Raw genomic sequence first — 21478 nt, 5'->3', positions numbered from 1 at the left:
GGATCTGATGACTAAATTCTATGAATTAAGTCGAGAGGCACGATTAAAACAATTATTAAACGCAGAAGTTTTGGATGAGATGCAATATAAGATTTTGTTAGCCAATCAGCAGATCCCGGCTGAGATCGCGAATAATATGGTGGAGAACCAACTCACACAGTACGCGATTCCTGAGGGATTAGTCCGTAATATGCTGATCAATAATCAGGTGTATCAGATTCCCTTGGTTACCGAAGAACCTTCAGTGATTGCTGCGGCTAATTATGCCGCTAAATTAAGTACGAATAATGGTGGTTTCCACGTCGAAGCCCACCGAGATGGGCTGTTGGGTCAAGTTGTGTTTGCAGACATCAATGATTTGGAACAAAAAGCCCAAATGATCAAAGACCATGCAGTTGAGATCAAAGATGCGGCTGATGCGGCGTATCCTTCAATCGTGAATCGTGGGGGCGGCTTGAAAAAACAGACGGTTACGATTGTTGCTGAGCGCTTTCTAAAATTAACGTTATTGGTAGATACCAAAGCGGCAATGGGTGCCAATATGGTTAATGAAATCAGTGAAAAAGTCGGTCAGTTATTAACTCCAATGATAGGACAACCGCCATTAATGGCAATTCTGTCAAATCATGCACCGCAAGATGTCACCACGGCCACGGTACGTTTAGCAGTTGATACACTGACTACACCTACCTTAGCTGGTTTAGAAGTAGCCAAAAGAATTGTTCAAGCTAGTGCATTCGCCCATGCCGATTTTGAAAGGGCAGTGACACATAATAAGGGGATTATGAACGGCATTACCGCTGTCGTGACCGCTTATGGTAATGATACCCGGGCAATTGCCAGTGCGGCTCACGCATTTGCCGCGCGGTCTGGTAGTTATCACCCCCTAAGCAGCTGGATACTGGAAGGCCAATTTTTAGTGGGTCAGCTACAAGTACCATTACCAATCGGGGCCGTCGGTGGATCCATCGGCATTGTCCCAATGGCCCGAACCAATCAAGAATTTGCCCGGGCTAAAGACCCAGTAATTATGCAGCAGCAAATTGCCGCCGTCGGTTTAGCTTCTAATTTGGCGGCTTTACGTGCTTTAGTTACTGACGGTATCCAAAAAGGCCATATGAATCTACAATTTAAAGCCTTAGCCATGCAAGCCGGAGCCAAAGGTACAGAGATTCCTTGGTTACAGCATAAGTTAAAGGTAGAAAAGCATGCCAATTTAGAAATCGCGCAGCGGTTATTGGCTGAGAAACGAAAGGGTAATTTATAAAAATGAAAATAGGTATTGATAAGATCGGTATGTACACACCTAAGCAATATGTTGATCTCGTAGAATTAGCGAAACACCGGCGCGTAGATCCAGCCAAATTTACGATTGGTATCGGTCAAGATAAAATGGCCGTCGCACCATTATCACAAGATGCGATCTCTATGGCAGCTAACGCAGCAGCCAAAATTTTAACAGCTGAGGATAAAGCAGCCATTGATTTAGTAATTCTTGGGACTGAGTCAGGTGTGGATAATTCTAAGGCTGGTGCACTATATGTACAAAAACTTTTAGATTTACCGAACCGAGCTCGCGTACTAGAAATCAAAGAAGCTTGTTATGGTGCCACGGCTGGATTGCAGTATGCAAAATTACATATTCTGCAAAATCCAACCGCTAAAGCATTGGTTATCGGGGCTGACATCGCCCGCTATGGTTTGGATACTTCTGGAGAAGTGACTCAAGGCGCTGGGGCTGTCGCTCTATTAGTTTCAGCTAAGCCTAAGATTTTAGCACTGGATTTAGCTACGAGCTATTTCAGTGAAGAAGTGCCGGATTTCTGGCGGCCGTTAAATCAGATGATTGCTGAAGTCGATGGTAAGTATTCTAACGAGCAATACATTCGCTTTTTTAAAGAAACTTTTGCCGACTACCAAGCTAAAACAAAGTACGGCTTGAATGATTATGCGGCGCTAACTTTTCACTTGCCTTATACTAAGATGGGGTTGAAGGCGATGCGTGAAATCTTACCACAAGTAGATGAAGCTAAACAAAATGAATTGCAGCAGCATTACCAGCAAGAAACGTTATATGGCCGTCAAATTGGGAACATTTACACCGGCTCATTATACTTAGCATTATTATCGTTATTAGATAATGATGCAATTTTACAGCCGGGGATGCGGATCGGATTGTATTCTTATGGTTCTGGCGCTGTGGGTGAATTCTTTTCTGGTGTTTTGCAGCCAGAATTCAAGGCCCAACTAGATCCGATGTATTATTTAGATTTGTTAGCTAAGCGCCAAAAACTGGCTTTAGATGATTATGAAGCCCAGTTTACTGCCCAGCTAGACCCTGAATCTGAAAATCAAGCTCTAACAGATGACGATCCCTTTGCGAAGTATTACTTTGCAGGTATTGTTGATAAGAAACGTGTTTATAAGGCTAAATAACTAAATAGGTGACTATCGAGTAGGTGAGATAAGACGACGGTTTTATGTGCACCTACTTTTTAATTATGGTTATCAAAGGTGAAGAAATTCTTTGTTATAGTACAGAAACGGCTTAGCAACGGCAATAAGTGAATGTGTGTAATAAATGTGTAAATTTTGATTATAAAAAATAATAAATAACTTGATTTAAAAGGGTTGCAACCGTTTACAGTGCGTGTTATATTATAGTCACGGAAGGATAAAAGCAATTGATATCCTGAAAAGCAATTCAAGGCTGAGCCTGATCCGCTTATGAATTGAATTGTTTCAGCAACACTAAGCTATAGCTGAAGAGATTCACCTAAGAGTTTAGTTTTAGATCAATATCGATATTGATTAGTTTCATCAAGTTACAAAGCATCAGCTTTAAGTTTTAGAGTTTCAGATTCAAATGAATTACAATCAAGCATCAAAGTACCGATTAATCAAGTATTAAGTGAGTATCAAGATTTAATAAGTGGTTCAAAAAGTATTGAGATGAATTGAGGGTTTCTTCATTTAAGAATCAAACCCGAGTTGGCTTGAATAATTGGCCACATGGATTACGTATCTGTTGTGTGACTGAATTCAAGTACAGCGCCTAGCAACAAACATAGTTTATATTGATACCATAAAGTATGTTTGTCCCAAAAGTTTACTATGTGGAGGTGTATGTCTGATAACGAGACATATTTCCGAACTAAGCGAATGTTTGGTGTACTGAAAAAATCTAGCTGGTGAACATTAGCTTTGTAAAGCATGTTTAAGCAGACAGTTACAAAAAATAGCAGATATGTCACCAAATCATCGTTCTGAGATTTACAATTGAATAGAAGTTTTGAGGTGGAAAGTTATTCAAGTTTCCAAAAACAAAATGGATATCAATTATTCTTCCGTTAAGAGTTGAGAGATCATCGTGCCGGACGCCGACAAGATGGTCTCTTTTTGTGCGTAAAAAACGGGCATTTATCTTGTTAGTTGACCAGCACTGAATGATAATATAATGAAAGTAAGACGTAAAACGTAAGTCGCTTTTCTATAAGGAGGTCACGAAGATGGATGAGTTATCGACCACCATGTCTTCAAAGGGACAAGTCGTCATTCCAGCTGAATTACGGCGAAAGTTAGGCATCGAACCTGGCACCAAATTTGCCGTTTATCCTGATGATGAGGGTCATGTTGTTTTTGCTAAAGTTCCGACAGTCTCTGACTGGGAAAAAATCTTAGCCAACGTGCTGAATGAGAATGTGCCACTTGATGAAAAGGGACACTATGATTCGAAACAATCTCCAGATTTTGATAAATGGATGAAAGAGGGCTGAGTGATTAATGCCAACACCGCAGACATATCAGATTTACTTGGCGGATGTTTCTTTTGATGGTCAGCACGGTGCTAAATATCGGCATGCCTTAGTCATGGTGCCACATGTAGGTAGCACGAGGATTTATAAGATTACGAATCAGTATCATAATAAGTCGTCGGCAGTCAGGGCTGTTTATTATCCAATTAGAGAATGGCAAGCAGCCGGGCTCAAGAAACCTTCGTATGTCGTTGTTCACAAGACCTATATTGTGCCTACTAATCAATTGGTGCAACGGAAACTCTTAGGGGTGCTCACTGATATGGATGCGGTGCGGCTAGCTGAATTTATTGTACAATATCAAAGTCAGATTCGTCATTTGTCTGAATGAGTTAAAAATAATCTTGGCTACGGCAAAATCAGTCGGTAGTTAAGGTTATTTTTTGTGCCTTGAATTTTCATAAAGCTGTAGTAATATCTAGGGTGATTGATCCGAAAACTTTATACCAATTTCTTAGTGGTTTTAAAGAAAGGATGAGCCTTATGAAAAAAATGACAACATCAACAGCTACTGACAAACAAAAAGAAAAAAGATATCGTTTGTTAACACCGATCACATTGCTACTAGCTTTGCTCCCAATTGCAGCAATTCCACTCGTTAATGGCAATGCGCGCCTGCTCAAGTTAATTAGTCTAGTTTCACTCACATTGATGGCACTATTTTTGTATTTCAATCTTAAGTGGATGCAAAGTGCTTATGAGAAAGCTCAATATCAGCACGCACCAATCTTGGTACTTAGAAAGAAAGGGTTTGGCATTACCGTTAATCCATTCCATCCATTAGGAAAAATTATTTGGTATGGTTTGATTATTGCGTTGATATTGCTTGTGATTAGAATGAGGATGGGTAGCGAACATTCCTGAAATAGGCTCTTGCGGTGGCGCCGCAAAAAGCTGATAAACCATTCCAGCGATTGCAATTGCGACTAAAGCCAAACCCATAGCCGTGATAAAAATAGAGAGGGGTTTAAGTGAATCGTTAAAATTAGTTAAAGCTGCTTGTTCATTTTTAAGCGATGTTTGCTTTTCTAGATTGTTTCGTAATCGAATTAATAGGTAAGTAAAGGCCAATAATATAAAACCAAAGGCAGTAGAAGGCTCTCCAAAAATTATATTGTCAAAGGGAAACCCTACTTTTGCTAAAGGCCAAGTCAATGTCATGTGTAAACCGGTGAGTGCTAAGATGACGCCTAGTAGTGCAAATGCAGCAATCCAACCATCTAAATTATGAATGAGCCGCTTTTTGTAAATTTGACTGAACCAAACAAGTAAAATAAGGGCAACTCCAGTGGCAACAGCCATTAGCGTGTTGTACATCGCTGTTCTTTCCCAAGGAATAATCATCATAACCGCCTCTTTATTTTTTATTAGAATGATTTCCAAAGGCATCATAGCATGAATGATAAATATTATCATAGTAAATGCTTATGATTAATTAACTTTTGTGTTATTTTTTATTGCTAAAAATAAATGGTCGGTAAATGTTTAACTTATACTTAAAGTGGGCTGTTTTTTACTTGAACGAAATGATCGTTGCAACAAAACATTGCACTAAAACTGGATTGTCGGTATAATAAAAATTCATAAAAACCGGGGTGCCGATTGGCTGAGATAGTGGAAACTAGACCCGTTGAACCTGTTGAGTTAACACTCGCGTAGGGAGCTTATTTTTTGTAGGGTACATATGACAAAAATACCTGTCTTCGTGTTTGTGAGGGCAGGTATTTTTAGGAGGTTGTCATATGAAACAGACAAATGTTCGGAAATTGGTGATCACTGCTTTATTAAGTACGTTAGGTGTTTTAGGTGGAAGTTTATTTAGTTTCTCAATTGGGGTTGCTAAAGTTGCACCAATGCAGCACTTGATCAATGTTGTCAGTGGCGTTTTAGTGGGGCCATGGTACGCTTTAGCGCAAGCTTTTATTACCTCACTCATTCGAAATCTTTTTGGGACAGGCACGATTTTAGCTTTCCCTGGTAGTATGATTGGCGCTTTTATGGTTGGGATGGTTTTTAAGTACACGCATAAATTATGGCTGGCAGCTTTGGGTGAACTCGTGGGTACAGGCTTGATTGGGGCTTTGGTGGCCTATCCAATTGCTAAATTATTCCTTGGGACAACTGGCGCCTTGTGGCTATTCGTGCCCAGTTTTTTGATGAGTGCGCTAGTGGGCGCCATTGTTGCTTACAGTCTGCTAAGGGTTTTGTGGGTCAGTGTGATTGAGCCGCAATTGAAACGGTAAATCGGTGTCGATTAAAAATCACTATATCAGATAACCCAAAAAAGAACGCATGCCAATTTTAGGCATGCGTTCTTTTAAATGGATACGATATTTGCGTTATTAGTTAAGGACACTGACCGTTACATTCTGGCGGCCAAATTGCATTGCTTGTCCGTTTGGCATGGCAATATCGATTTGGTTCGGATTAGCATAGGCAAAACCACCTGTATCACGAACGACATAATCTTTAGTTGTGCCATTGGCAAAAGTGATGCGCAGTTTTGTGCCTCGTGGGAAGACGCTGAGGTTGGCTGCTACGGTATCATAACCAAAAGTATAGTTGCCTAACACGCGAGGATCATAAGCAGTGGCATTCATGACCCGACCTGGTGCTTGAACAACGGGTTGTTGGTCGCTTAGATCGCCACCCCAGATCCAAGCATCGCCGCCGACTTGATACCAAGTTGTGCCATCAACATCGACTTTTTGGGTGACTTTCCAGCCTGAGTTCTTTTCCAAAACGCGGCCTGTATTTTGATGATCACTGTAAGGTGAGTTGTAAACAGCTGCGCCCCATTGACCAGTGACATACATCACGCCGTCAGTTGCAGTTGGGACTGGGTTTTCAGACATAGTTTGATCTGTGACCCATTCAGTGCCGCCGACTTGCAGCCAAGTTTGACCATTCACGACGGTTTTATTGGTAACTTTCCATGCACTGCCAGTTGGTAATGTTTGGGCAGTTTGTGTGCCATTTGGTGCTGAGAAAACTTGTGTGGTAGCTGATGCGTAGTAGACAGCGCTAATAGATGTGTTTGCATCTGCAGAAACGCTAGTTGCAACAGAAACAACAGAAGTTGTCGTTAAAGTACCAAGTGCAACGACTGATAATAGTAAATTTTTGATCTTCATTAAAAAACATCCTCCAAAAGGTGAACTTGTGCTTCCTTCAACAAGGACTACTATACAAGAACTTTTTGGCGGATGTGGCAATTAAATCAAATCGTTAGCATGTTGTAACGGAACTGAAACAAACTTTAAAGGGATTGTAATAACTATTTTTGTAAATATTGACCGATATTTTGAATTAAATCTGCAATATTGTTATAAATTGCACCATTTAACTTGATTAAACCAGTGGTATATAGATTCAGGTAATGAAATTGATTTTCAGCGATCGTTTGTAAAGCCGTCAACTTTTTCTGATTCTCAGCGCCCTGCTGACGCGTATCCGTATAAAGCCCTAGAATCGGAATCTGTTTGGCGTAAGCCACACCAATTTCACTGGCGACACCAGCATCAATCGTGACACCATCCAAGACGGCGATCAGCAACTGACTTTTTAAGACTTCGTCAGTATCTGCTTGAGCAATCATTTTGGAATCCGCATAGGCTTGTTTGTCATTGATCGCCGCATTTTCTTGAGGTAAATAAACGGTGGTCCCGGGATAAGTCGCGCGAATCATGGCTACCGTTGTTTGGTTAAATGTTTGATCTGCTTGTGAGAATAAACTATTGGCAAAATAAATTTGCATGGGTGTGCCTCCTAAGATTTTAAGGTTAATTTGACCACAGCCTCACAACGCGCCGTCTGAGGGAACATATCAATGGACTGAATATAATCGACTTGATAAGCTTTACTTAAGGTGACTAAGTCGCGCGCTAAGGTTGAAGGGTTGCACGAAATATAAACAAACTGTTTTGGTTTCGCTTGGATAATGGCTTGCGTCAGTTTGGGGGAAAGCCCAACTCGTGGTGGATCGACGACTAGGGCATCAATTTGTTTGCCAGTTTCAAACCAGTGGACTAATAATTCTTCTGCTTTCCCCACTAAATAATGACAATTGGTAACTTGGTTCAAGCGGGCGTTTTCTTTAGCATCGGCAATACCTTCGGGGACAATATCCATACCCCAAACTGCCTTGACTTGATCAGCGAAGGTGATGCCTAAGGTTCCTACGCCGCAATAAGCATCAACCAGAGTTTCTTGACCGGTAAAATGAAAAGCATCTGCAGCCAATTGATAGAGCTTTTGTGTTTGGCGTGGATTTAATTGGAAGAAAGCTTGCGGTGATAAATTAAATACTTTGCCGTGTATCTTTTCTTGGATCCAATTGGGTCCATAAATTTTTTCGGTGTGATCGCCCCAAATTAGGGAAGTTCGCTTAGAATTGACGTTGATGAATAGGCTTGTAATGTCAGGAATCCGAGTTTGAATCCGACCAAATAATTTAGGCGATTGTAATAGACTGCGGTCGGAAACAATCAAAGTAACTTGAATCTGTTTGGTGGTGGCTGAAGCCCGAACGACTAAATGACGAATACCGGCTGTATGTTTTTGCTCATCGTAGATTGGTGCATCTGTCTCTTGGAGGACGCGCTTCAATTGATGCAAGGTTTTGTCTACCAATAGCATTTGCGTACTGATCGTTTCGATATCCACTAAATGATGGCTGCCTTCTTGATAGAGGCCCGCGATCACACGATCATCGACTTTTTGCACGGGAAATTGAGCTTTGTTACGATAATGGGTGGGTTTGGCTGAAATCGTTGGTTTTAGATTATAATGTTGGTAGCCCGTGGGTTTGAATTTCTCTAGTGATTGGACCACAACATCACGTTTAAAACGCAGCTGTGCCGGATAGGACATGTGGGCCAATTCTAGACCGCCAACTTGACCGTAGAGGGCATCTTTAGGGGTGACTCGATCGGCAGAGGCTTTTCGAATACGTTGGCATTTGGCGCGAATAAATTTAGGATCAACTTCGGTCACTTTAGCGGTGATGACTTCATTAGGCAGCGCCCCCGGGACGAAAACAATCTTACGTTTGAAGTAGCCAATCCCTTCGCCGTTGATACCTAGACGTTTGATGGTCAAAGGGAATTTTTGACCAACTGAAACTTGAACGGGATCTGAATTTGTAGATTTAGACATATAAACTCCTTAAAATACTTAGAATGAAAGTGAGCCAGCAATGAAAATTACCAAAATCGAGGCACAAAAGCGCCATAAAGATCGGTACAATATTTATTTAGACGAAGCCTATGCTTTTCCAGTGGCCGAATCGGTTTTGATCCAGTTCACCCTAATGAAGGGATTGGAACTGACGGAAGCTCAAGTTGAGCAGATCAAAAAAGCAGATGACCAGGCTAAAGCTTATGGTAAAGCGCTGAACTACTTATCTTATCAATTGCGGTCTGAAAAAGAAATGCGCGATTATCTGTACGATCAAGATTATACAACCGCAACCGTTAAAGCTATTATAGCTAAATTGAAGGACTTAAACTATCTTGACGATGCTGATTTTGCGGCAAGTTACGTGCGAACTGAGGCACGGCTCACAAAAAAAGGCCCGCGATCGATCAGTCAAAAATTATTTCAAAAGGGTATTGATCGTAATCTGATTGAAGATAAACTAGTGAGCGACTATCCGGTTGAGCAGCAAGTAGATAATGCTGTCGAACTCCTACAAAAATTGATACGCACCACGCATAATAAATCTTTTATTCAGCTAAAGCAAAAAATCAAACAGAACTTGATGCAAAAAGGGTTTACAACGGAGGTGATCGATCAAGCATTACAAGCAGTTGCCCTAGATCGGGATGACGATGCCGAATGGGACGCGTTGGTCAATGCTGGTGAGAAATTGTGGCGGCGGCAAGCGACCAAACCTCAAGGCATCCAAAAGATTAAGCAAGGCTTGTATCGTAAAGGGTTCAAATTAGACATGATCCAGCGGTTTCTTGACGAAAAACAAGCTGCAGATGAAGGATGAATAGATAGACAAACATGAATAATAATGAAATTAAAGCTTTACAAAGTGATTTTTTAAATTGGTATGATCAAAATAAACGCCCGTTACCTTGGCGAGAGAATCAGGAACCTTATTATGTCTGGCTGTCAGAAATCATGCTGCAACAGACGCAGGTACAAACGGTGATGCCTTATTTTGAACGCTTCATTCAAGCCTTACCAACTTTGGCTGATTTGGCACAAGTGCCTGATGATACCCTGATGAAATTATGGGAAGGTCTGGGGTATTACTCTCGGGCGCGTAATTTAAAACGTGCAGCCCAGCAGATCATGACGGATTATCATGGCACGTTCCCCCAGACAGCAGCCGAGCTGGAACAGATCATTGGCATCGGGCCATATACCGCTGGTGCTATTGCCAGTATTGCTTTTGGAGAAGCCGTTCCCGCAGTGGATGGTAATGCCTATCGTGTTTTTAGCCGCTTATTCGATGACACCACTGACATTAGCAAAAGCTCAGCCAGGCAGCATTTTGCCAACGAGATCGCTCCACTGGTACCCAAAGAGCGGCCGGGTGATTTTAATCAGGCCGTGATGGATCTGGGGTCAAGTATTTGTACAACCAAAGATCCCGCTTGTCTGCTTTGCCCATTACAGCCGTATTGTCAGGCTTATGCCCAAGGCAAGCAGTTAGAACGACCAGTTAAGACTAAAAAAATCAAGAAAAAACGCGAACAGTATTTGGCGCTGGTGATCCATGATGAACAGGGACGGGTGCTGTTACAAGAACGCCCAGCTAAAGGTGTTTTAAGTGGCTTATATACTTATCCATTGATCAATGAAGCTAATCTGTTGTCAGAAAGTCAAAAAGTGATCACGTCAACGCAAATCGCTGCTTTTTTTAAGGCTCAATACGAATTGACATTGCAACAGGTGCAACTGCTACCAGTCAAGCCAGTAACTCATATTTTTACACATCTACATTGGCAGTTGACGTTATACACGGCAAGCATTGATGCCAACGCAAATCTGGCCTACTTTCCCGGCCGCTTTTTTACGACTGCTGCCATAGCGGCGCAAGGGCTACCGACATTGCAGAAAAAATTGCAGGCCCGCTTTGCTGCTTACCAAAAGAATGTTTAGGAAAAAGGCTTATTTTCTGTTATAATATTACAGGAAATCGTATTTGAAAGCTGGGTCGGCAATGCTTGTTCCCAAAGAAGGAGACTACATTGCGATTCAAAGTTATAAACATGATGGGAGCTTACATCGGACCTGGCGAGACACAATGGTTTTAAAGACCAGCGAATATGAGTTGATTGGTTGCAATGATCATACATTAGTAACCGAATCCGATGGCCGTCGATGGTTGACCCGTGAGCCGGCAATTATATATTTTCATAAGCGTTACTGGTTTAATATTATTGCCATGATTCGCGAAAGTGGCGTGGCGTATTATTGTAACTTGGCGTCGCCTTATGTATTAGACAAAGAGGCGCTGAAGTATATCGATTATGATTTAGATGTTAAGGTTTTTGCAAACGGTGAAAAACGTTTGTTAGATGTGGATGAGTACGAAGCGCATGCACGACAGTGGCATTATTCCGCTGAAGTGGATCACATTTTAAAAGCAAATGTTAAAATACTAGTCGATTGGATCAATAACAAACGCGGTCCATTTTCAAAAGAGTACGTTGATATTTGGTATAATCGCTATCTGGAGCTATCCCATCGTCAATGAGAATCGCAGCGTAGAAGCGGGGCCGGAGCAGAACTTAGGTTTTGTCTAACCGGTCTCGTTTTTGAGTTCAATTAGGAGGCAGAGCATCAATGGCAAGAAAAAAACAGCCGCAGACTAAATTGCCGAAAGCTGTTTTGGGTATGTTTGTTGTACTGGTGGCATTGGTCACGTATTTAGGCCACAATTCCAGCCATGAAACCACACCCACATATCCAATTAATGAAACACGCAGTATCCAAAGTTCAAGTCAATCACAGGCGCAGCCACCTGCAAATAATCAAACAAAGTCGACACAAGGTACCGTTGCTTCTGATCAACAATTGGCTGATCTGCAATATAATGGGCGTCAGATTATTGCTGTTAATAATAATCAGCCGACCTTTAGTCAAAGTGATCTTTCCTTGGCCCGCGGCAGCTGGCAGCATTATAGTGATTTAGATCAATATAATCGTGCGGGTGTGGCTGATGCCATGCTGGGTAAAGATTTAATGCCAACGGAGAAACGAGAACGCCTCTATGTCCGGCCTACAGGGTATCATAACAAGAAGATTCGCATCGGAAATCACCAGGATTGGCTCTATAATCGGTGTCATTTGATTGGCTACCAGCTGACAGGTCAAAATAATAATTTAAAAAATCTCGTGACGGGGACGCGATCATTGAACGATCCAGCGATGACTTATTATGAAAATCGCGTTGCTAATTATATCAAAACCACGGGCCATCATGTTCGTTATCAAGTTCGGCCTGTTTTTGTAGGCAATGAACTTGTCGCCCGGGGTATTCAGATGCAAGGCCGCTCCATTGAAGATGATCAAATTTCGTTTAATATTTATATTTTCAATATTCAAAATGGCTATCACATCAATTATTTAGATGGGACAAGCCAAGTGGCAACCAGTTAGGAGTTAATCATGTCATGACAGCTACAAAACAAGTAAGTGCATTACAATTCATTGGTAAACCTTTTTTACCGTCGATGTTAGATGAAAAAGGCAGTTTGGCTTCAGCTTGGCTTGAAATGGCTGATGATGGATCTTTAGATCGGTTAGACCAGTTTGCTTTAGACCAACAGCAAACCTTGACCCGAGCAACACTGGTTGTTTTTTCACCTTACAGTTTCGTTGCTTGGATCGGTGGTATTTTTTCAGCAGAGATTCAAGCACCCACAGAGTTCAAAAATATTGTCTTACCAGCCAGTGAAGTTGCTTTTAATGAAACACCAACACAAACCCAAATCTGGCAGCTGCCACTCAATAGTATTGTCGGATTAGCTATGGATAAACTTGAAAAACAACACGTCCAGTTACCCAACCACTTAGGCCAAACCGATAAACCCTATTTTTTGGAATATTATGATTTAAATCCACAATTTGAAGTAACCAAACTCACCCAATACATCTATCTAGGCAAGGAAACCAATAATGGCGACGAAACCTATTATGATTAAGAGCGCGACAAAAGGCGGTTAGCGACTGAGCACTAACAAGAATGGCGACAAATGGTGGTTTGTCCATTTGAGACATTCACAGTTAGGTGAAGTCGTTGCCTTTTGTCGCGCGTTTCAGCTAACTATAAAGATAAAAAACAGCTCGTGTTCGTGATAGCGAACATCAGCTGTTTTTTTCAAAATCAATATAAAAGAAATACTATTCTGCCCCATCCACACTAAGCAAATCGTATTCTAAGTAGGCGCCAATCAATGTGAAAACAAACATGGCTGCGATCACGACACCAAGCAAGCTGCCCCAAATTTGATTTTGCGTGAAGAGTTGACGAATGCCCCAGGTAGAAACACCTGAGAGCACAAAATCAACGATCAAATTAGAAATAATTTTGCGGTGCGATTGCGTGATCCAGAAACTATTAACTAGAAAACGCAAAAATTTATTATTTACAAAATCTAAAATAATCTCAAGCGGCCGCTCAACCGTCACTTTGACAGCCAGCATGATAAAGCTGCCAACAATACTGCCAATAATTGTCCGCCATAAACTTGCACTGTGAAGAACTAAGGCATTAAAGGCAATGCCGATCAAGGCAAGGCTTAAAATATAAGGAATAACTAACAAAAAGGTGTAAACAAGAATTGCTTTTTTATTTGACATGATAGACTCCTAACTAAATTCTTGACGCATTTCGCGGTGGGGCATACCAGCATCCATATATAAAGGTATTTCCGGCATTAACTTAAATCCTAATTTCTCATAAAAATGAATGGCATGCTGCTGGGCACCTAATTGTAGGGCTTTTTGGGGAAAGTTTTGCTGCTGGTAGGCAATCAAGGCTTTGATTATTGTAGCCCCTAAGTGTTGTTGGCGATGATCTGCTAGCACAGCAACGCGCTGAACTAAGTTGTAATCTTTGTCAGCTAACGGCAATAGTCGTGCTGTTGCCACCGGTTGTGCCTGATCATAAGCCACAAAATAAATGGCTTTGGCTTCATTGTCATCAACTTCAAGAGCGAGGGGCACATGCTGTTCGACCACAAAAACAGCTTTACGAATCTTCAAAGCAGCTTGGTATATTTCGCTATGTATATCTTTTGTATGTTTAACTGACATAAAGCACCTCAATATTTATATTATAATGTATTATAGTATAAAATCCTTCTTTAGGGAGTTCATATTTATGGTAAAAAAAATGAAAGAGTCCAGAATCATCCTTTGGCTGGGGATTTTATTGCTTGTTGCCACTTTGATATTGGTCTTATCTAAGATTCAATTTCTATTTGCACCAATTGGTACTTTTATTTCGACTTTATTTACACCAGTTGTTGCGGCCGGATTTCTGTATTATCTTTTGAATCCCATTGTCAATTTACTAGAAAAAGTAAAAATTAAACGTGGCTTAGGTATTTTGATCGTATTTTTGGCGTTGATTTTGGCACTTGTGGGGATCGTCATGACGGTGATTCCTAATTTGGTTTCTCAGATCACATCATTGGTCAACAACTTGCCAGAATTTATTCGCGAATTACAGCACTTATTAGCCAAAGCAAGCGAACATCCTTGGTTACGGAAACTCAACTTAGAATCTTTGCTCCAAGGGAAAAGTTTTAAGCCCAGTACTTTAGCTAAGAATAGTCTCATGGCAGTGACCAGTAATTTAGGCTCGGTTGTCAGTATGACGGCTAATATCGTGATCAATTTGATTACGATCCCAGTGATTCTATTTTATTTTTTACGAGACGGTTATCGTTTTGGCCCGAATATTCAACGCTTCTTCCCTGAACGTTTTCGGAGTCAAGTTGGCGAACTGCTTCATAAGATGAATGCCACGATTTCCCGCTACTTTGCGGGCCAAATGATTGAGTGTTTGTTCGTCGGCACGTTTACATTTATTGGCTACACGATTTTAGGCATGCCCTATGCTTTTCTATTAGGGTTCATTGCCGGGATTGCCAATATTATCCCTTATTTGGGACCATACATTGGTATTGCCCCGGCTTTGATCATTGCCTTTACGATTTCTTTTCCCAAGGCGATCGCGGTGGTTATTGTAGTTTTGATCGTGCAGCAGGTAGACGGGAACTTTATTTATCCTAATGTCGTTGGCAAAGCACTGAATATTCATCCGTTAACGATCATCTTAATTTTACTAGCTGCTGGTAATTTAGCTGGATTATTGGGGATGATTTTAGCAATTCCGGTTTATGCGGTTGCTAAAACAGTTGTCACTTATATGATCAACCTATATCGGTTGAGTCGCGAGACGGATATTTCCGAGCCAGAGATACCGATTGACGGGCATGACACGACGGAACGTAAGGATAAAAATTGAATTTCCTAGGTTAAATTGCTATAATTTTTTTACTATAATTAATTTAAGAAAAGAGTGAAAACAACTATGAGTGGTGATGGTGGTTCGGCCACAGGGCAGATAATTTTGATCATTATTTTAACGATGGTAAATGCTTTTTTTGCGGCCGCAGAAATGGCGATCGTGTCTGTTAATCGAGGTAAGATTCAATCTGAAGCCGATGCTGGCGATAAGAAAGCTTTGAAGTTGATTGGGGTTATGAATAATTCCTCTCGCTTTTTAGCAACAATTCAAGTGGCAATTACCTTTGCTGGGTTCTTATCTTCAGCTAGTGCAGCGACTTCCTTGGCAGGCTATTTAACGCCACTTCTTGGTGATATCCCGGCAGCTCATGAGATTGCTGTGGTTCTGATCACAATTGCTTTATCGTATGTTTCATTAGTTTTTGGGGAGTTATTCCCGAAACAAGTAGCGCTCTCTAAAGCAGAGGCAGTCGCTAAATTTACAGTTCGACCGGTACAAATTGTCGGTTATGCCATGCGGCCCTTTGTTTGGCTGTTATCAGCTTCGACAAACTTATTATTGAAAATCGTGCCGATTGATTTCTCCAAAGAAAGCGACCAAATGACCCGGGATGAGATGTTATCTGTGATCCAAAATTCACGTAAAACGGGGATTATTGCGCCGGATGAATTCGAAATGTTATCTGGAATTATTTCTTTTAGTGATAAAATGGCGCGAGAAGTTATGGTACCGCGAACAGATGCTTTTATGGTCAATCTTGATGATGATGATCAGAAAAATATCGTTCAAATTTTGAGTGAGCCATACTCCCGTGTCCCCGTTTATCAAGGGGAAAAAGACACGGTCGTTGGGTTAGTACACATCAAGAATATTTTACGCATGGCTCATGAAGTGGGCTTTGATACGTTAAAATTAGCGGACGTCATGACAGAACCTTTATTTGTTCCGGAGACAATGACCATCGATGATTTACTGTTAGAGTTTAAGAAAACCCAACAACAAATGGCTATTTTATTAGATGAGTATGGTGGCGTTGTCGGTTTGGTTACAATTGAAGACTTACTGGAAGAGATCGTTGGGGAGATCGATGATGAATCTGATCAAGCCGAGCAGTTGGTTACACCTTTAAGTGAGACTGAGTTTGTGGTCTTAGGGAAGATGCCCTTGGATGATTTTAATGCTTATTTTCATACAGATATTGATAACCCCGATGTTGATACGATTGCTGGTTACATGATCACTGAGTTAGGTGTGATTCCAGCCAATCATCAAAGACTAGAATTGGTCCTGCCTAATGATATTCATTTATTTACTGAAAAAATGGATGGGTCAAGACTAGAAACGATTGTGGTCAAACGGCCTGAAAGTGTGACGCCAGATACTGAGCGTGAGCCATCATAGGCTTAAGATTGCAGCAGCAGGCCATTTGATTTTTAATCAAATAAATGATAGAAACAGCGTTGATCTAATTAAGAAAGAAAGAGGCTAGGATTGAATACATTAGCAGATTTACAAACAGCCGTGGATAAACGGCGTACGTTTGCCATCATTTCTCACCCGGATGCTGGTAAGACGACAATTACAGAACAATTACTTTTACTAGGTGGTGTCATCCGCAGTGCCGGGACGGTTAAGGGTAAAAAATCCGGTCATTACGCTACTTCAGACTGGATGGCAATTGAAAAGCAGCGGGGCATCTCAGTCACAAGTTCCGTGATGCAGTTTGACTATGCTGGTAAACGGATCAATATTTTAGATACACCAGGACATGAGGATTTTTCTGAGGATACGTACCGAACTTTGATGGCGGTGGATGCTGCTGTCATGGTGATTGATTCGGCTAAGGGTATCGAGCCACAAACTAAAAAATTATTCAAAGTTGTTAAACAGCGGGGCATTCCGATTTTTACTTTCATGAATAAGCTAGATCGCGATGGTCGGGAACCGCTAGATTTGATTGCGGAACTAGAAGAACTGTTAAATATTGAGGGTTATGCGATGAATTGGCCCATTGGTATGGGTAAGGGCCTAAAGGGTCTATATGACCGAGCTAATCAACGCGTTGAACTTTATCGGCCTGAAACAGAAGCCCAGCGGTTCTTGCCTTTAGATGAGCAAGGGCAATTAACTGTAGCTAGCGATTTGGTTAAGGATAATGTTTACCAACAAGCGTTGGATGATGTGGATCTTTTGAACGAAGCTGGTAATGCTTTTGATCCAGATAAAATCAAGCGGGGCGACCAGACACCAGTCTTTTTCGGGTCAGCTTTAACGAATTTTGGGGTGGAGACTTTTCTGCAGTCATTCTTGGAAATGGCACCAGCGCCAGCCAAACATGTCATTAACGATGGCGATGAAAGTTTGAGCCCGGAAGATCGCCGTTTCTCTGGCTTTGTCTTTAAAATTCAAGCGAATATGAATCCCAATCATCGCGACCGAATCGCTTTTGTTCGTATTTGCTCTGGTGTTTTTGAGAAGGGTATGGATGTCACTTTAGCTCGGACGCAAAAAACCTTACGTTTGAATAATGCGACTGAATTTATGTCGGATGAACGTGAGAATGTTGAAAATGCAGTGGCTGGTGATATTGTTGGTTTATATGATACTGGGAATTTCCAAATCGGCGACAGTATTTATCAAGGTAAAGAAAAAATCAAGTTTGCGCCTTTACCACAATTTACACCGGAATTATTTGTCCGCGTGACACCTAAGAATGTCATGAAACAAAAATCATTCCATAAGGGGATGCAGCAACTTGTTCAAGAAGGGGCGATCCAGCTGTATCGGACCTATACGACTGATGATTATATTCTGGGGGCTGTGGGACAACTGCAATTTGAAGTCTTCCAATTTCGCATGAAAAATGAATATAATTCTGAAGTGATCATGACCCCAATTGGTTCGCGGACAGCACGTTGGGTTGATCCTGAACAATTGGATGAAAAGATGTCCTCTTCACGAAATCTATTGGTCAAAGATGTGCATGGGGCGCCATTGTTCTTGTTTGAAAATGCTTTTGCTGAACGCTGGTTCCATGACAAATATCCGGATGTGAAATTAACAGCAAAACTATAATTTATACGAATCAGAGATGAAGACACATGACAACGCAAACTAGGACGATTCATTTAATGGGTACGGTCATTACATTGACCGTGACCCATGACGATCCAGAGCCAATTTTGGCAACTTGTGCGGCACGGTTAAAGATTTATGAACATCGCTTTAGTGCCAATGATGCTGCTTCGGAGTTAATGCAAGTCAATCGTTTTGCGGGCCAACATGGTGTGCAGGTACATCCAGAGCTATATGATTTGATCAAACTTGGCAAGTTTTACAGTCGGTTACCAGACGGTAATTTGAATATTGCTATAGGGCCTTTAGTAAAAACTTGGCATATCGGTTTTGCCGATGCGCGAGTGCCAAGCCATGCAGAAATTCAAACAGCTTTAGCTAAAATTGATCCGAACAATATTCAACTTGATGACGCAGTGCATCAAGTTTTTTTACTACAAGCAGGTATGGAGATTGATCTAGGTGCTTTAGCAAAGGGGTATATTGGGGATTTGCTGGTGCGCTATCTCAAAAAGGTTGGTGTTACGTCAGCACTACTGAATTTAGGCGGTAATGTAATTGCAATAGGCCAAAATCCGAGCCATACAGATCAAGCTTGGCATGTGGGGATTCAAGATCCTAAATTGCCCTTAGGCAACTATAAATTGGTGATCCCAGTTGTCAATCGTTCGGTAGTTACTTCAGGCATTTATGAACGTCAGTTGGTGACCCAATCGGGGACATACCATCACATTCTAGATCGTCATACTGGTTATCCAATTGAAACTAATGTCACAAGTCTAACAATTCTATCTAACCAGTCAGTGACCGGGGAAATATGGACAACCGAGCTTTTTGGCAAACCCGTGGCATCAATCTTGAAAACTGTTTCATTGTTGTCAGACGTTGATGCCATTGTGATTACCCAGAGTGGTCAAGTTTATGATACGCGAACAAAAACAACTATGATTGAATAGTACACAAGACTATGACATAATAGCTTTGTGATTTGTTTAATATGTATTAGGTCAAATTGATCTAACAAGAAGGATGTTGAGCATAATGAAACATTATATTGGAATCCCTGGAACCAATGCGACTGATTCAACTAATTTGAAACTTTTACAATATATGCAACAGCACTATGCGGAGAAAGTGTCAATTGAGTTAGTCAATCTTGGCACGCTGCCGTTGTTCTACAAAACACCTGATCATAGTGTACCCGCCGAAGTAACTGAGTTGGCTAAAAAAATCAGTGCGGCAGATGGTGTGATCATTGCCACCCCAGAGTATGATCATGCCGTGCCGGCAATGTTAAGTTCGGCCTTAGCTTGGCTGTCTTATTTTATTGAGCCACTAGCGGGTAAACCTGTGTTGATCATCGGGGCATCTTACGGGGCCTTGGGCACTTCCAGAGCTCAAGCACAATTGCGGCAAATTCTTGATTCACCTGAAGTACGTGCTTTTCTCATGCCAAATTCTGAATTTATGGTGGGCCATTCATTATCTGCCTTTGACGAACAGGGCAATTTGACGAACCAAACTCTAGTCAAGCGTTTGGATGGTTTGATGCAAGACTTTGATATTTTTGTGGATATGACGAAAAAACTAACGCATACATTAGCACAACACCGTCAAGATGCAGCCAATGTTGACTGGGAACATACGGAAAATTAAGAGGGGGCCACGATGATGAAATTCGTTGGAATCGCTGGATCTATTGCTGAAGAATCATATAATCGTAAACTATTAACTTACATTGCTAGCAAATACCAGGGTGTCGCTGACATTGAAATTTTAAGTATTGCTGATGTCCCAATGTTTGACCGGCAAAAAGACCAAACTCAAGGTGCGGCCATTCAATATTTAATTCATAAGATTGAAGCCGCTGACGGAGTTATTTTGGCAACACCTGAACATAACCACACTTTGGCACCGGCCATGAAAAATGTTATTGAATGGTTATCTTTTACTGCACATCCGTTGCAGGATAAGCCAGTATTGGTTGTGGGGGCTTCTTATAAAGATCAGGGGACTTCAAGAGCACAATTGAGTTTACGGCAGATTTTGGAATCACCTGGTGTGGGTGCTTTAGTCATGCCAATGGATGAGTTTTTGTTGGCTAATGCACGGACGGCATTTGATGCACAAGGTAATTTGAAAGATCAAAACACCGTTCAATTTTTGACCAAAGTGATGCAGGAATTTGCTAAATGGGTCAAAGTATTGCGGGCCATGAAACATCCTGAGGCTGATGATGCTTGGCAGCAAGAAGACTTAACTGCCAGTCATCCTACTGAGACCACGGTTGATGTGCCAATGGAAGCCGATGACTGGGTGGAGCAAGCTGCTGCTAAAACAAATGCGGTGGATGGGAAGACGTATGTCAAGTTGGACCGTGGCTTGTTAACGGTAGATCAGCTAAACTTATTCTTGAATTCAATGGCCCAAGAGTTGACCTATATGGATGAAAATGACCAATTCATCTATTACAATCATTTCTTAGATCGTGATGAGATGTTGGCACCACGTTATCCGCATCAGGTAGGTGACCCTATGGCAGCCGTTCATCCAGATCGCGCCAAGGATCACGTTAAACAAGTGATCTGGGCATTACGCAATCGTCAATCTGATTTGATTAAAATGGCAGTGCCTGGCAACAAAATTAATGAAAAATGGATCATGCATTACTACAAGGCAATGCGTGATGAAGCTGGTACCTTCAGAGGTATCAACGAATGGGTACTTGATATTTGGCCAATCGTTGCCGATTATCTGAAGCGAACCGGCCAAGCGCTTGTTAAAGTACCAGGTGCGCAGGCTGATACTGGCGGCAGTGCCTCAGTCAAAGATACTGGTGCTACAAGTGATACAACTGATGCCGGTGCCAGTGCGAGTGTGAAAGACGCTGAAACACCTGTAAATCCAGAACCAGATACTGGTGCTAGTGCTTCAGTCAAGGACTAGTAAATGAGCAGTGTGACAAAAGGCGGTCAACGACTAAGCACTAACAAGAATCACGACAAATAGGGGTCTTTCCATTTGAGTGGTTTGGGGTTAGGTGAGGTCATTGCCTTTTGACACACGTTTAAATCCAAAAAAGCGG

22 protein-coding genes and 1 riboswitch are annotated in these 21478 nt (G+C 41.5%); of the genes, 16 read left to right on the top strand and 6 right to left on the bottom strand.

Going from position 1 to position 21478, the window contains the following annotated elements:
* The first annotated feature begins 7 nt into the window (after positions 1-7).
* From ACNAN0_RS10590 to ACNAN0_RS10575, 4 genes are all read left to right on the top strand, one after another.
* Entirely contained in the window at positions 8-1267 is a 1260-nt protein-coding gene (locus ACNAN0_RS10590) for a hydroxymethylglutaryl-CoA reductase, degradative (RefSeq protein ID WP_416353253.1), read from the top strand.
* A gap of 2 nt (positions 1268-1269) precedes the next feature.
* On the top strand, positions 1270-2436 hold the full coding sequence (locus tag ACNAN0_RS10585) for a hydroxymethylglutaryl-CoA synthase (RefSeq protein WP_416353252.1): 1167 nt from the start codon (positions 1270-1272) through the stop codon (positions 2434-2436).
* A 1073-nt stretch (positions 2437-3509) separates the two neighbouring features.
* Positions 3510-3776, top strand: a complete 267-nt coding sequence (locus tag ACNAN0_RS10580) for an AbrB/MazE/SpoVT family DNA-binding domain-containing protein (RefSeq protein WP_230912409.1) — start codon at positions 3510-3512, stop codon at positions 3774-3776.
* A gap of 7 nt (positions 3777-3783) precedes the next feature.
* Positions 3784-4146, top strand: coding sequence for a hypothetical protein (locus ACNAN0_RS10575; protein ID WP_416353251.1), 363 nt, complete (start codon positions 3784-3786; stop codon positions 4144-4146).
* A gap of 449 nt (positions 4147-4595) precedes the next feature.
* Here the strand turns inward: ACNAN0_RS10575 and ACNAN0_RS10570 are convergent, their stop codons facing one another.
* A complete protein-coding gene (locus tag ACNAN0_RS10570) occupies positions 4596-5231 on the bottom strand; it encodes a DUF981 family protein (protein ID WP_416353250.1) in 636 nt (211 codons plus the stop codon).
* 165 nt (positions 5232-5396) lie between these two features.
* A riboswitch (TPP riboswitch) is annotated at positions 5397-5494 on the top strand.
* Between the two features lie 63 nt (positions 5495-5557).
* Between ACNAN0_RS10570 and thiW the strand changes: the two genes are divergently transcribed.
* On the top strand, positions 5558-6058 hold the full coding sequence (gene thiW / locus ACNAN0_RS10565) for an energy coupling factor transporter S component ThiW (protein ID WP_416353249.1): 501 nt from the start codon (positions 5558-5560) through the stop codon (positions 6056-6058).
* Between the two features lie 99 nt (positions 6059-6157).
* Here thiW and ACNAN0_RS10560 read toward each other — a convergent pair whose 3' ends face one another.
* From ACNAN0_RS10560 to rlmD, 3 genes are all read right to left on the bottom strand, one after another.
* Positions 6158-6949 (bottom strand): hypothetical protein, encoded by a 792-nt coding sequence (locus ACNAN0_RS10560; RefSeq protein ID WP_416353248.1) that lies wholly within the window; start codon positions 6947-6949, stop codon positions 6158-6160.
* A gap of 143 nt (positions 6950-7092) precedes the next feature.
* The gene (locus tag ACNAN0_RS10555) at positions 7093-7572 is read right to left on the bottom strand and encodes a nucleoside 2-deoxyribosyltransferase (RefSeq protein ID WP_230912413.1); all 480 of its coding nucleotides are present in this window, start codon (positions 7570-7572) and stop codon (positions 7093-7095) included.
* A gap of 11 nt (positions 7573-7583) precedes the next feature.
* Positions 7584-8972 carry a 23S rRNA (uracil(1939)-C(5))-methyltransferase RlmD gene (rlmD, locus tag ACNAN0_RS10550; protein ID WP_416353247.1) on the bottom strand — a complete coding sequence of 463 codons (1389 nt, stop codon included), beginning with the start codon at positions 8970-8972 and terminating at the stop codon, positions 7584-7586.
* A 40-nt stretch (positions 8973-9012) separates the two neighbouring features.
* Between rlmD and recX the strand changes: the two genes are divergently transcribed.
* The 5 genes from recX to ACNAN0_RS10525 all read left to right on the top strand — a co-directional run bounded on the left by recX (position 9013) and on the right by ACNAN0_RS10525 (position 12982).
* Positions 9013-9813, top strand: a complete 801-nt coding sequence (recX, locus tag ACNAN0_RS10545) for a recombination regulator RecX (RefSeq protein ID WP_230912415.1) — start codon at positions 9013-9015, stop codon at positions 9811-9813.
* A 14-nt stretch (positions 9814-9827) separates the two neighbouring features.
* Positions 9828-10934 (top strand): A/G-specific adenine glycosylase, encoded by a 1107-nt coding sequence (mutY, locus tag ACNAN0_RS10540; RefSeq protein WP_416353246.1) that lies wholly within the window; start codon positions 9828-9830, stop codon positions 10932-10934.
* Between the two features lie 61 nt (positions 10935-10995).
* Positions 10996-11532: a DUF402 domain-containing protein gene (locus ACNAN0_RS10535; protein ID WP_416353245.1), complete on the top strand. Its 537-nt coding sequence runs from the start codon at positions 10996-10998 to the stop codon at positions 11530-11532.
* An 89-nt stretch (positions 11533-11621) separates the two neighbouring features.
* Entirely contained in the window at positions 11622-12437 is an 816-nt protein-coding gene (locus ACNAN0_RS10530) for a DNA/RNA non-specific endonuclease (protein ID WP_416353244.1), read from the top strand.
* Positions 12438-12451: 14 nt separating this feature from the next.
* On the top strand, positions 12452-12982 hold the full coding sequence (locus tag ACNAN0_RS10525; protein ID WP_416353243.1) for a hypothetical protein: 531 nt from the start codon (positions 12452-12454) through the stop codon (positions 12980-12982).
* A 199-nt stretch (positions 12983-13181) separates the two neighbouring features.
* Here ACNAN0_RS10525 and ACNAN0_RS10520 read toward each other — a convergent pair whose 3' ends face one another.
* Both ACNAN0_RS10520 and ACNAN0_RS10515 read right to left on the bottom strand, forming a co-directional pair.
* Positions 13182-13640, bottom strand: a complete 459-nt coding sequence (locus ACNAN0_RS10520; RefSeq protein ID WP_416353242.1) for a hypothetical protein — start codon at positions 13638-13640, stop codon at positions 13182-13184.
* 9 nt (positions 13641-13649) lie between these two features.
* The gene (locus ACNAN0_RS10515; protein ID WP_416353241.1) at positions 13650-14096 is read right to left on the bottom strand and encodes a GNAT family N-acetyltransferase; all 447 of its coding nucleotides are present in this window, start codon (positions 14094-14096) and stop codon (positions 13650-13652) included.
* Between the two features lie 67 nt (positions 14097-14163).
* On the opposite strand from ACNAN0_RS10515, the gene ACNAN0_RS10510 reads away from it, so the two are divergent.
* The 6 genes from ACNAN0_RS10510 to ACNAN0_RS10485 all read left to right on the top strand — a co-directional run bounded on the left by ACNAN0_RS10510 (position 14164) and on the right by ACNAN0_RS10485 (position 21339).
* Positions 14164-15315 carry an AI-2E family transporter gene (locus ACNAN0_RS10510; RefSeq protein ID WP_230912421.1) on the top strand — a complete coding sequence of 384 codons (1152 nt, stop codon included), beginning with the start codon at positions 14164-14166 and terminating at the stop codon, positions 15313-15315.
* A gap of 66 nt (positions 15316-15381) precedes the next feature.
* Positions 15382-16719 carry a hemolysin family protein gene (locus tag ACNAN0_RS10505; protein WP_416353240.1) on the top strand — a complete coding sequence of 446 codons (1338 nt, stop codon included), beginning with the start codon at positions 15382-15384 and terminating at the stop codon, positions 16717-16719.
* 90 nt (positions 16720-16809) lie between these two features.
* Positions 16810-18393, top strand: coding sequence for a peptide chain release factor 3 (locus tag ACNAN0_RS10500; RefSeq protein WP_230912423.1), 1584 nt, complete (start codon positions 16810-16812; stop codon positions 18391-18393).
* Between the two features lie 26 nt (positions 18394-18419).
* Positions 18420-19349, top strand: a complete 930-nt coding sequence (locus tag ACNAN0_RS10495) for an FAD:protein FMN transferase (protein ID WP_416353239.1) — start codon at positions 18420-18422, stop codon at positions 19347-19349.
* Between the two features lie 85 nt (positions 19350-19434).
* Positions 19435-20049, top strand: a complete 615-nt coding sequence (locus tag ACNAN0_RS10490; RefSeq protein WP_230912425.1) for an NADPH-dependent FMN reductase — start codon at positions 19435-19437, stop codon at positions 20047-20049.
* 15 nt (positions 20050-20064) lie between these two features.
* Entirely contained in the window at positions 20065-21339 is a 1275-nt protein-coding gene (locus ACNAN0_RS10485) for an NADPH-dependent oxidoreductase (protein WP_330166060.1), read from the top strand.
* Positions 21340-21478: the final 139 nt, after the last annotated feature.

The sequence above is a fragment of the Agrilactobacillus fermenti genome (genome assembly GCF_047943045.1).
GTDB classification, from domain to species: domain Bacteria; phylum Bacillota; class Bacilli; order Lactobacillales; family Lactobacillaceae; genus Agrilactobacillus; species Agrilactobacillus fermenti.
This window is presented reverse-complemented; position numbering and strand designations above follow the sequence as displayed.

Excerpts from the sequence above, each read along its gene's own strand:
- ACNAN0_RS10590 (WP_416353253.1), top strand. The coding sequence starts at position 8 with ATGACTAAATTCTATGAATTAAGTCGAGAGGCACGATTAAAACAATTA.
- ACNAN0_RS10585 (WP_416353252.1), top strand. The coding sequence starts at position 1,270 with ATGAAAATAGGTATTGATAAGATCGGTATGTACACACCTAAGCAATAT.
- ACNAN0_RS10580 (WP_230912409.1), top strand. The coding sequence starts at position 3,510 with ATGGATGAGTTATCGACCACCATGTCTTCAAAGGGACAAGTCGTCATT.
- ACNAN0_RS10575 (WP_416353251.1), top strand. The coding sequence starts at position 3,784 with ATGCCAACACCGCAGACATATCAGATTTACTTGGCGGATGTTTCTTTT.
- ACNAN0_RS10570 (WP_416353250.1), bottom strand. The coding sequence starts at position 5,231 with ATGATAATATTTATCATTCATGCTATGATGCCTTTGGAAATCATTCTA.
- thiW (WP_416353249.1), top strand. The coding sequence starts at position 5,558 with ATGAAACAGACAAATGTTCGGAAATTGGTGATCACTGCTTTATTAAGT.
- ACNAN0_RS10560 (WP_416353248.1), bottom strand. The coding sequence starts at position 6,949 with ATGAAGATCAAAAATTTACTATTATCAGTCGTTGCACTTGGTACTTTA.
- ACNAN0_RS10555 (WP_230912413.1), bottom strand. The coding sequence starts at position 7,572 with ATGCAAATTTATTTTGCCAATAGTTTATTCTCACAAGCAGATCAAACA.
- rlmD (WP_416353247.1), bottom strand. The coding sequence starts at position 8,972 with ATGTCTAAATCTACAAATTCAGATCCCGTTCAAGTTTCAGTTGGTCAA.
- recX (WP_230912415.1), top strand. The coding sequence starts at position 9,013 with ATGAAAATTACCAAAATCGAGGCACAAAAGCGCCATAAAGATCGGTAC.
- mutY (WP_416353246.1), top strand. The coding sequence starts at position 9,828 with ATGAATAATAATGAAATTAAAGCTTTACAAAGTGATTTTTTAAATTGG.
- ACNAN0_RS10535 (WP_416353245.1), top strand. The coding sequence starts at position 10,996 with ATGCTTGTTCCCAAAGAAGGAGACTACATTGCGATTCAAAGTTATAAA.
- ACNAN0_RS10530 (WP_416353244.1), top strand. The coding sequence starts at position 11,622 with ATGGCAAGAAAAAAACAGCCGCAGACTAAATTGCCGAAAGCTGTTTTG.
- ACNAN0_RS10525 (WP_416353243.1), top strand. The coding sequence starts at position 12,452 with ATGACAGCTACAAAACAAGTAAGTGCATTACAATTCATTGGTAAACCT.
- ACNAN0_RS10520 (WP_416353242.1), bottom strand. The coding sequence starts at position 13,640 with ATGTCAAATAAAAAAGCAATTCTTGTTTACACCTTTTTGTTAGTTATT.
- ACNAN0_RS10515 (WP_416353241.1), bottom strand. The coding sequence starts at position 14,096 with ATGTCAGTTAAACATACAAAAGATATACATAGCGAAATATACCAAGCT.
- ACNAN0_RS10510 (WP_230912421.1), top strand. The coding sequence starts at position 14,164 with ATGGTAAAAAAAATGAAAGAGTCCAGAATCATCCTTTGGCTGGGGATT.
- ACNAN0_RS10505 (WP_416353240.1), top strand. The coding sequence starts at position 15,382 with ATGAGTGGTGATGGTGGTTCGGCCACAGGGCAGATAATTTTGATCATT.
- ACNAN0_RS10495 (WP_416353239.1), top strand. The coding sequence starts at position 18,420 with ATGACAACGCAAACTAGGACGATTCATTTAATGGGTACGGTCATTACA.
- ACNAN0_RS10490 (WP_230912425.1), top strand. The coding sequence starts at position 19,435 with ATGAAACATTATATTGGAATCCCTGGAACCAATGCGACTGATTCAACT.
- ACNAN0_RS10485 (WP_330166060.1), top strand. The coding sequence starts at position 20,065 with ATGAAATTCGTTGGAATCGCTGGATCTATTGCTGAAGAATCATATAAT.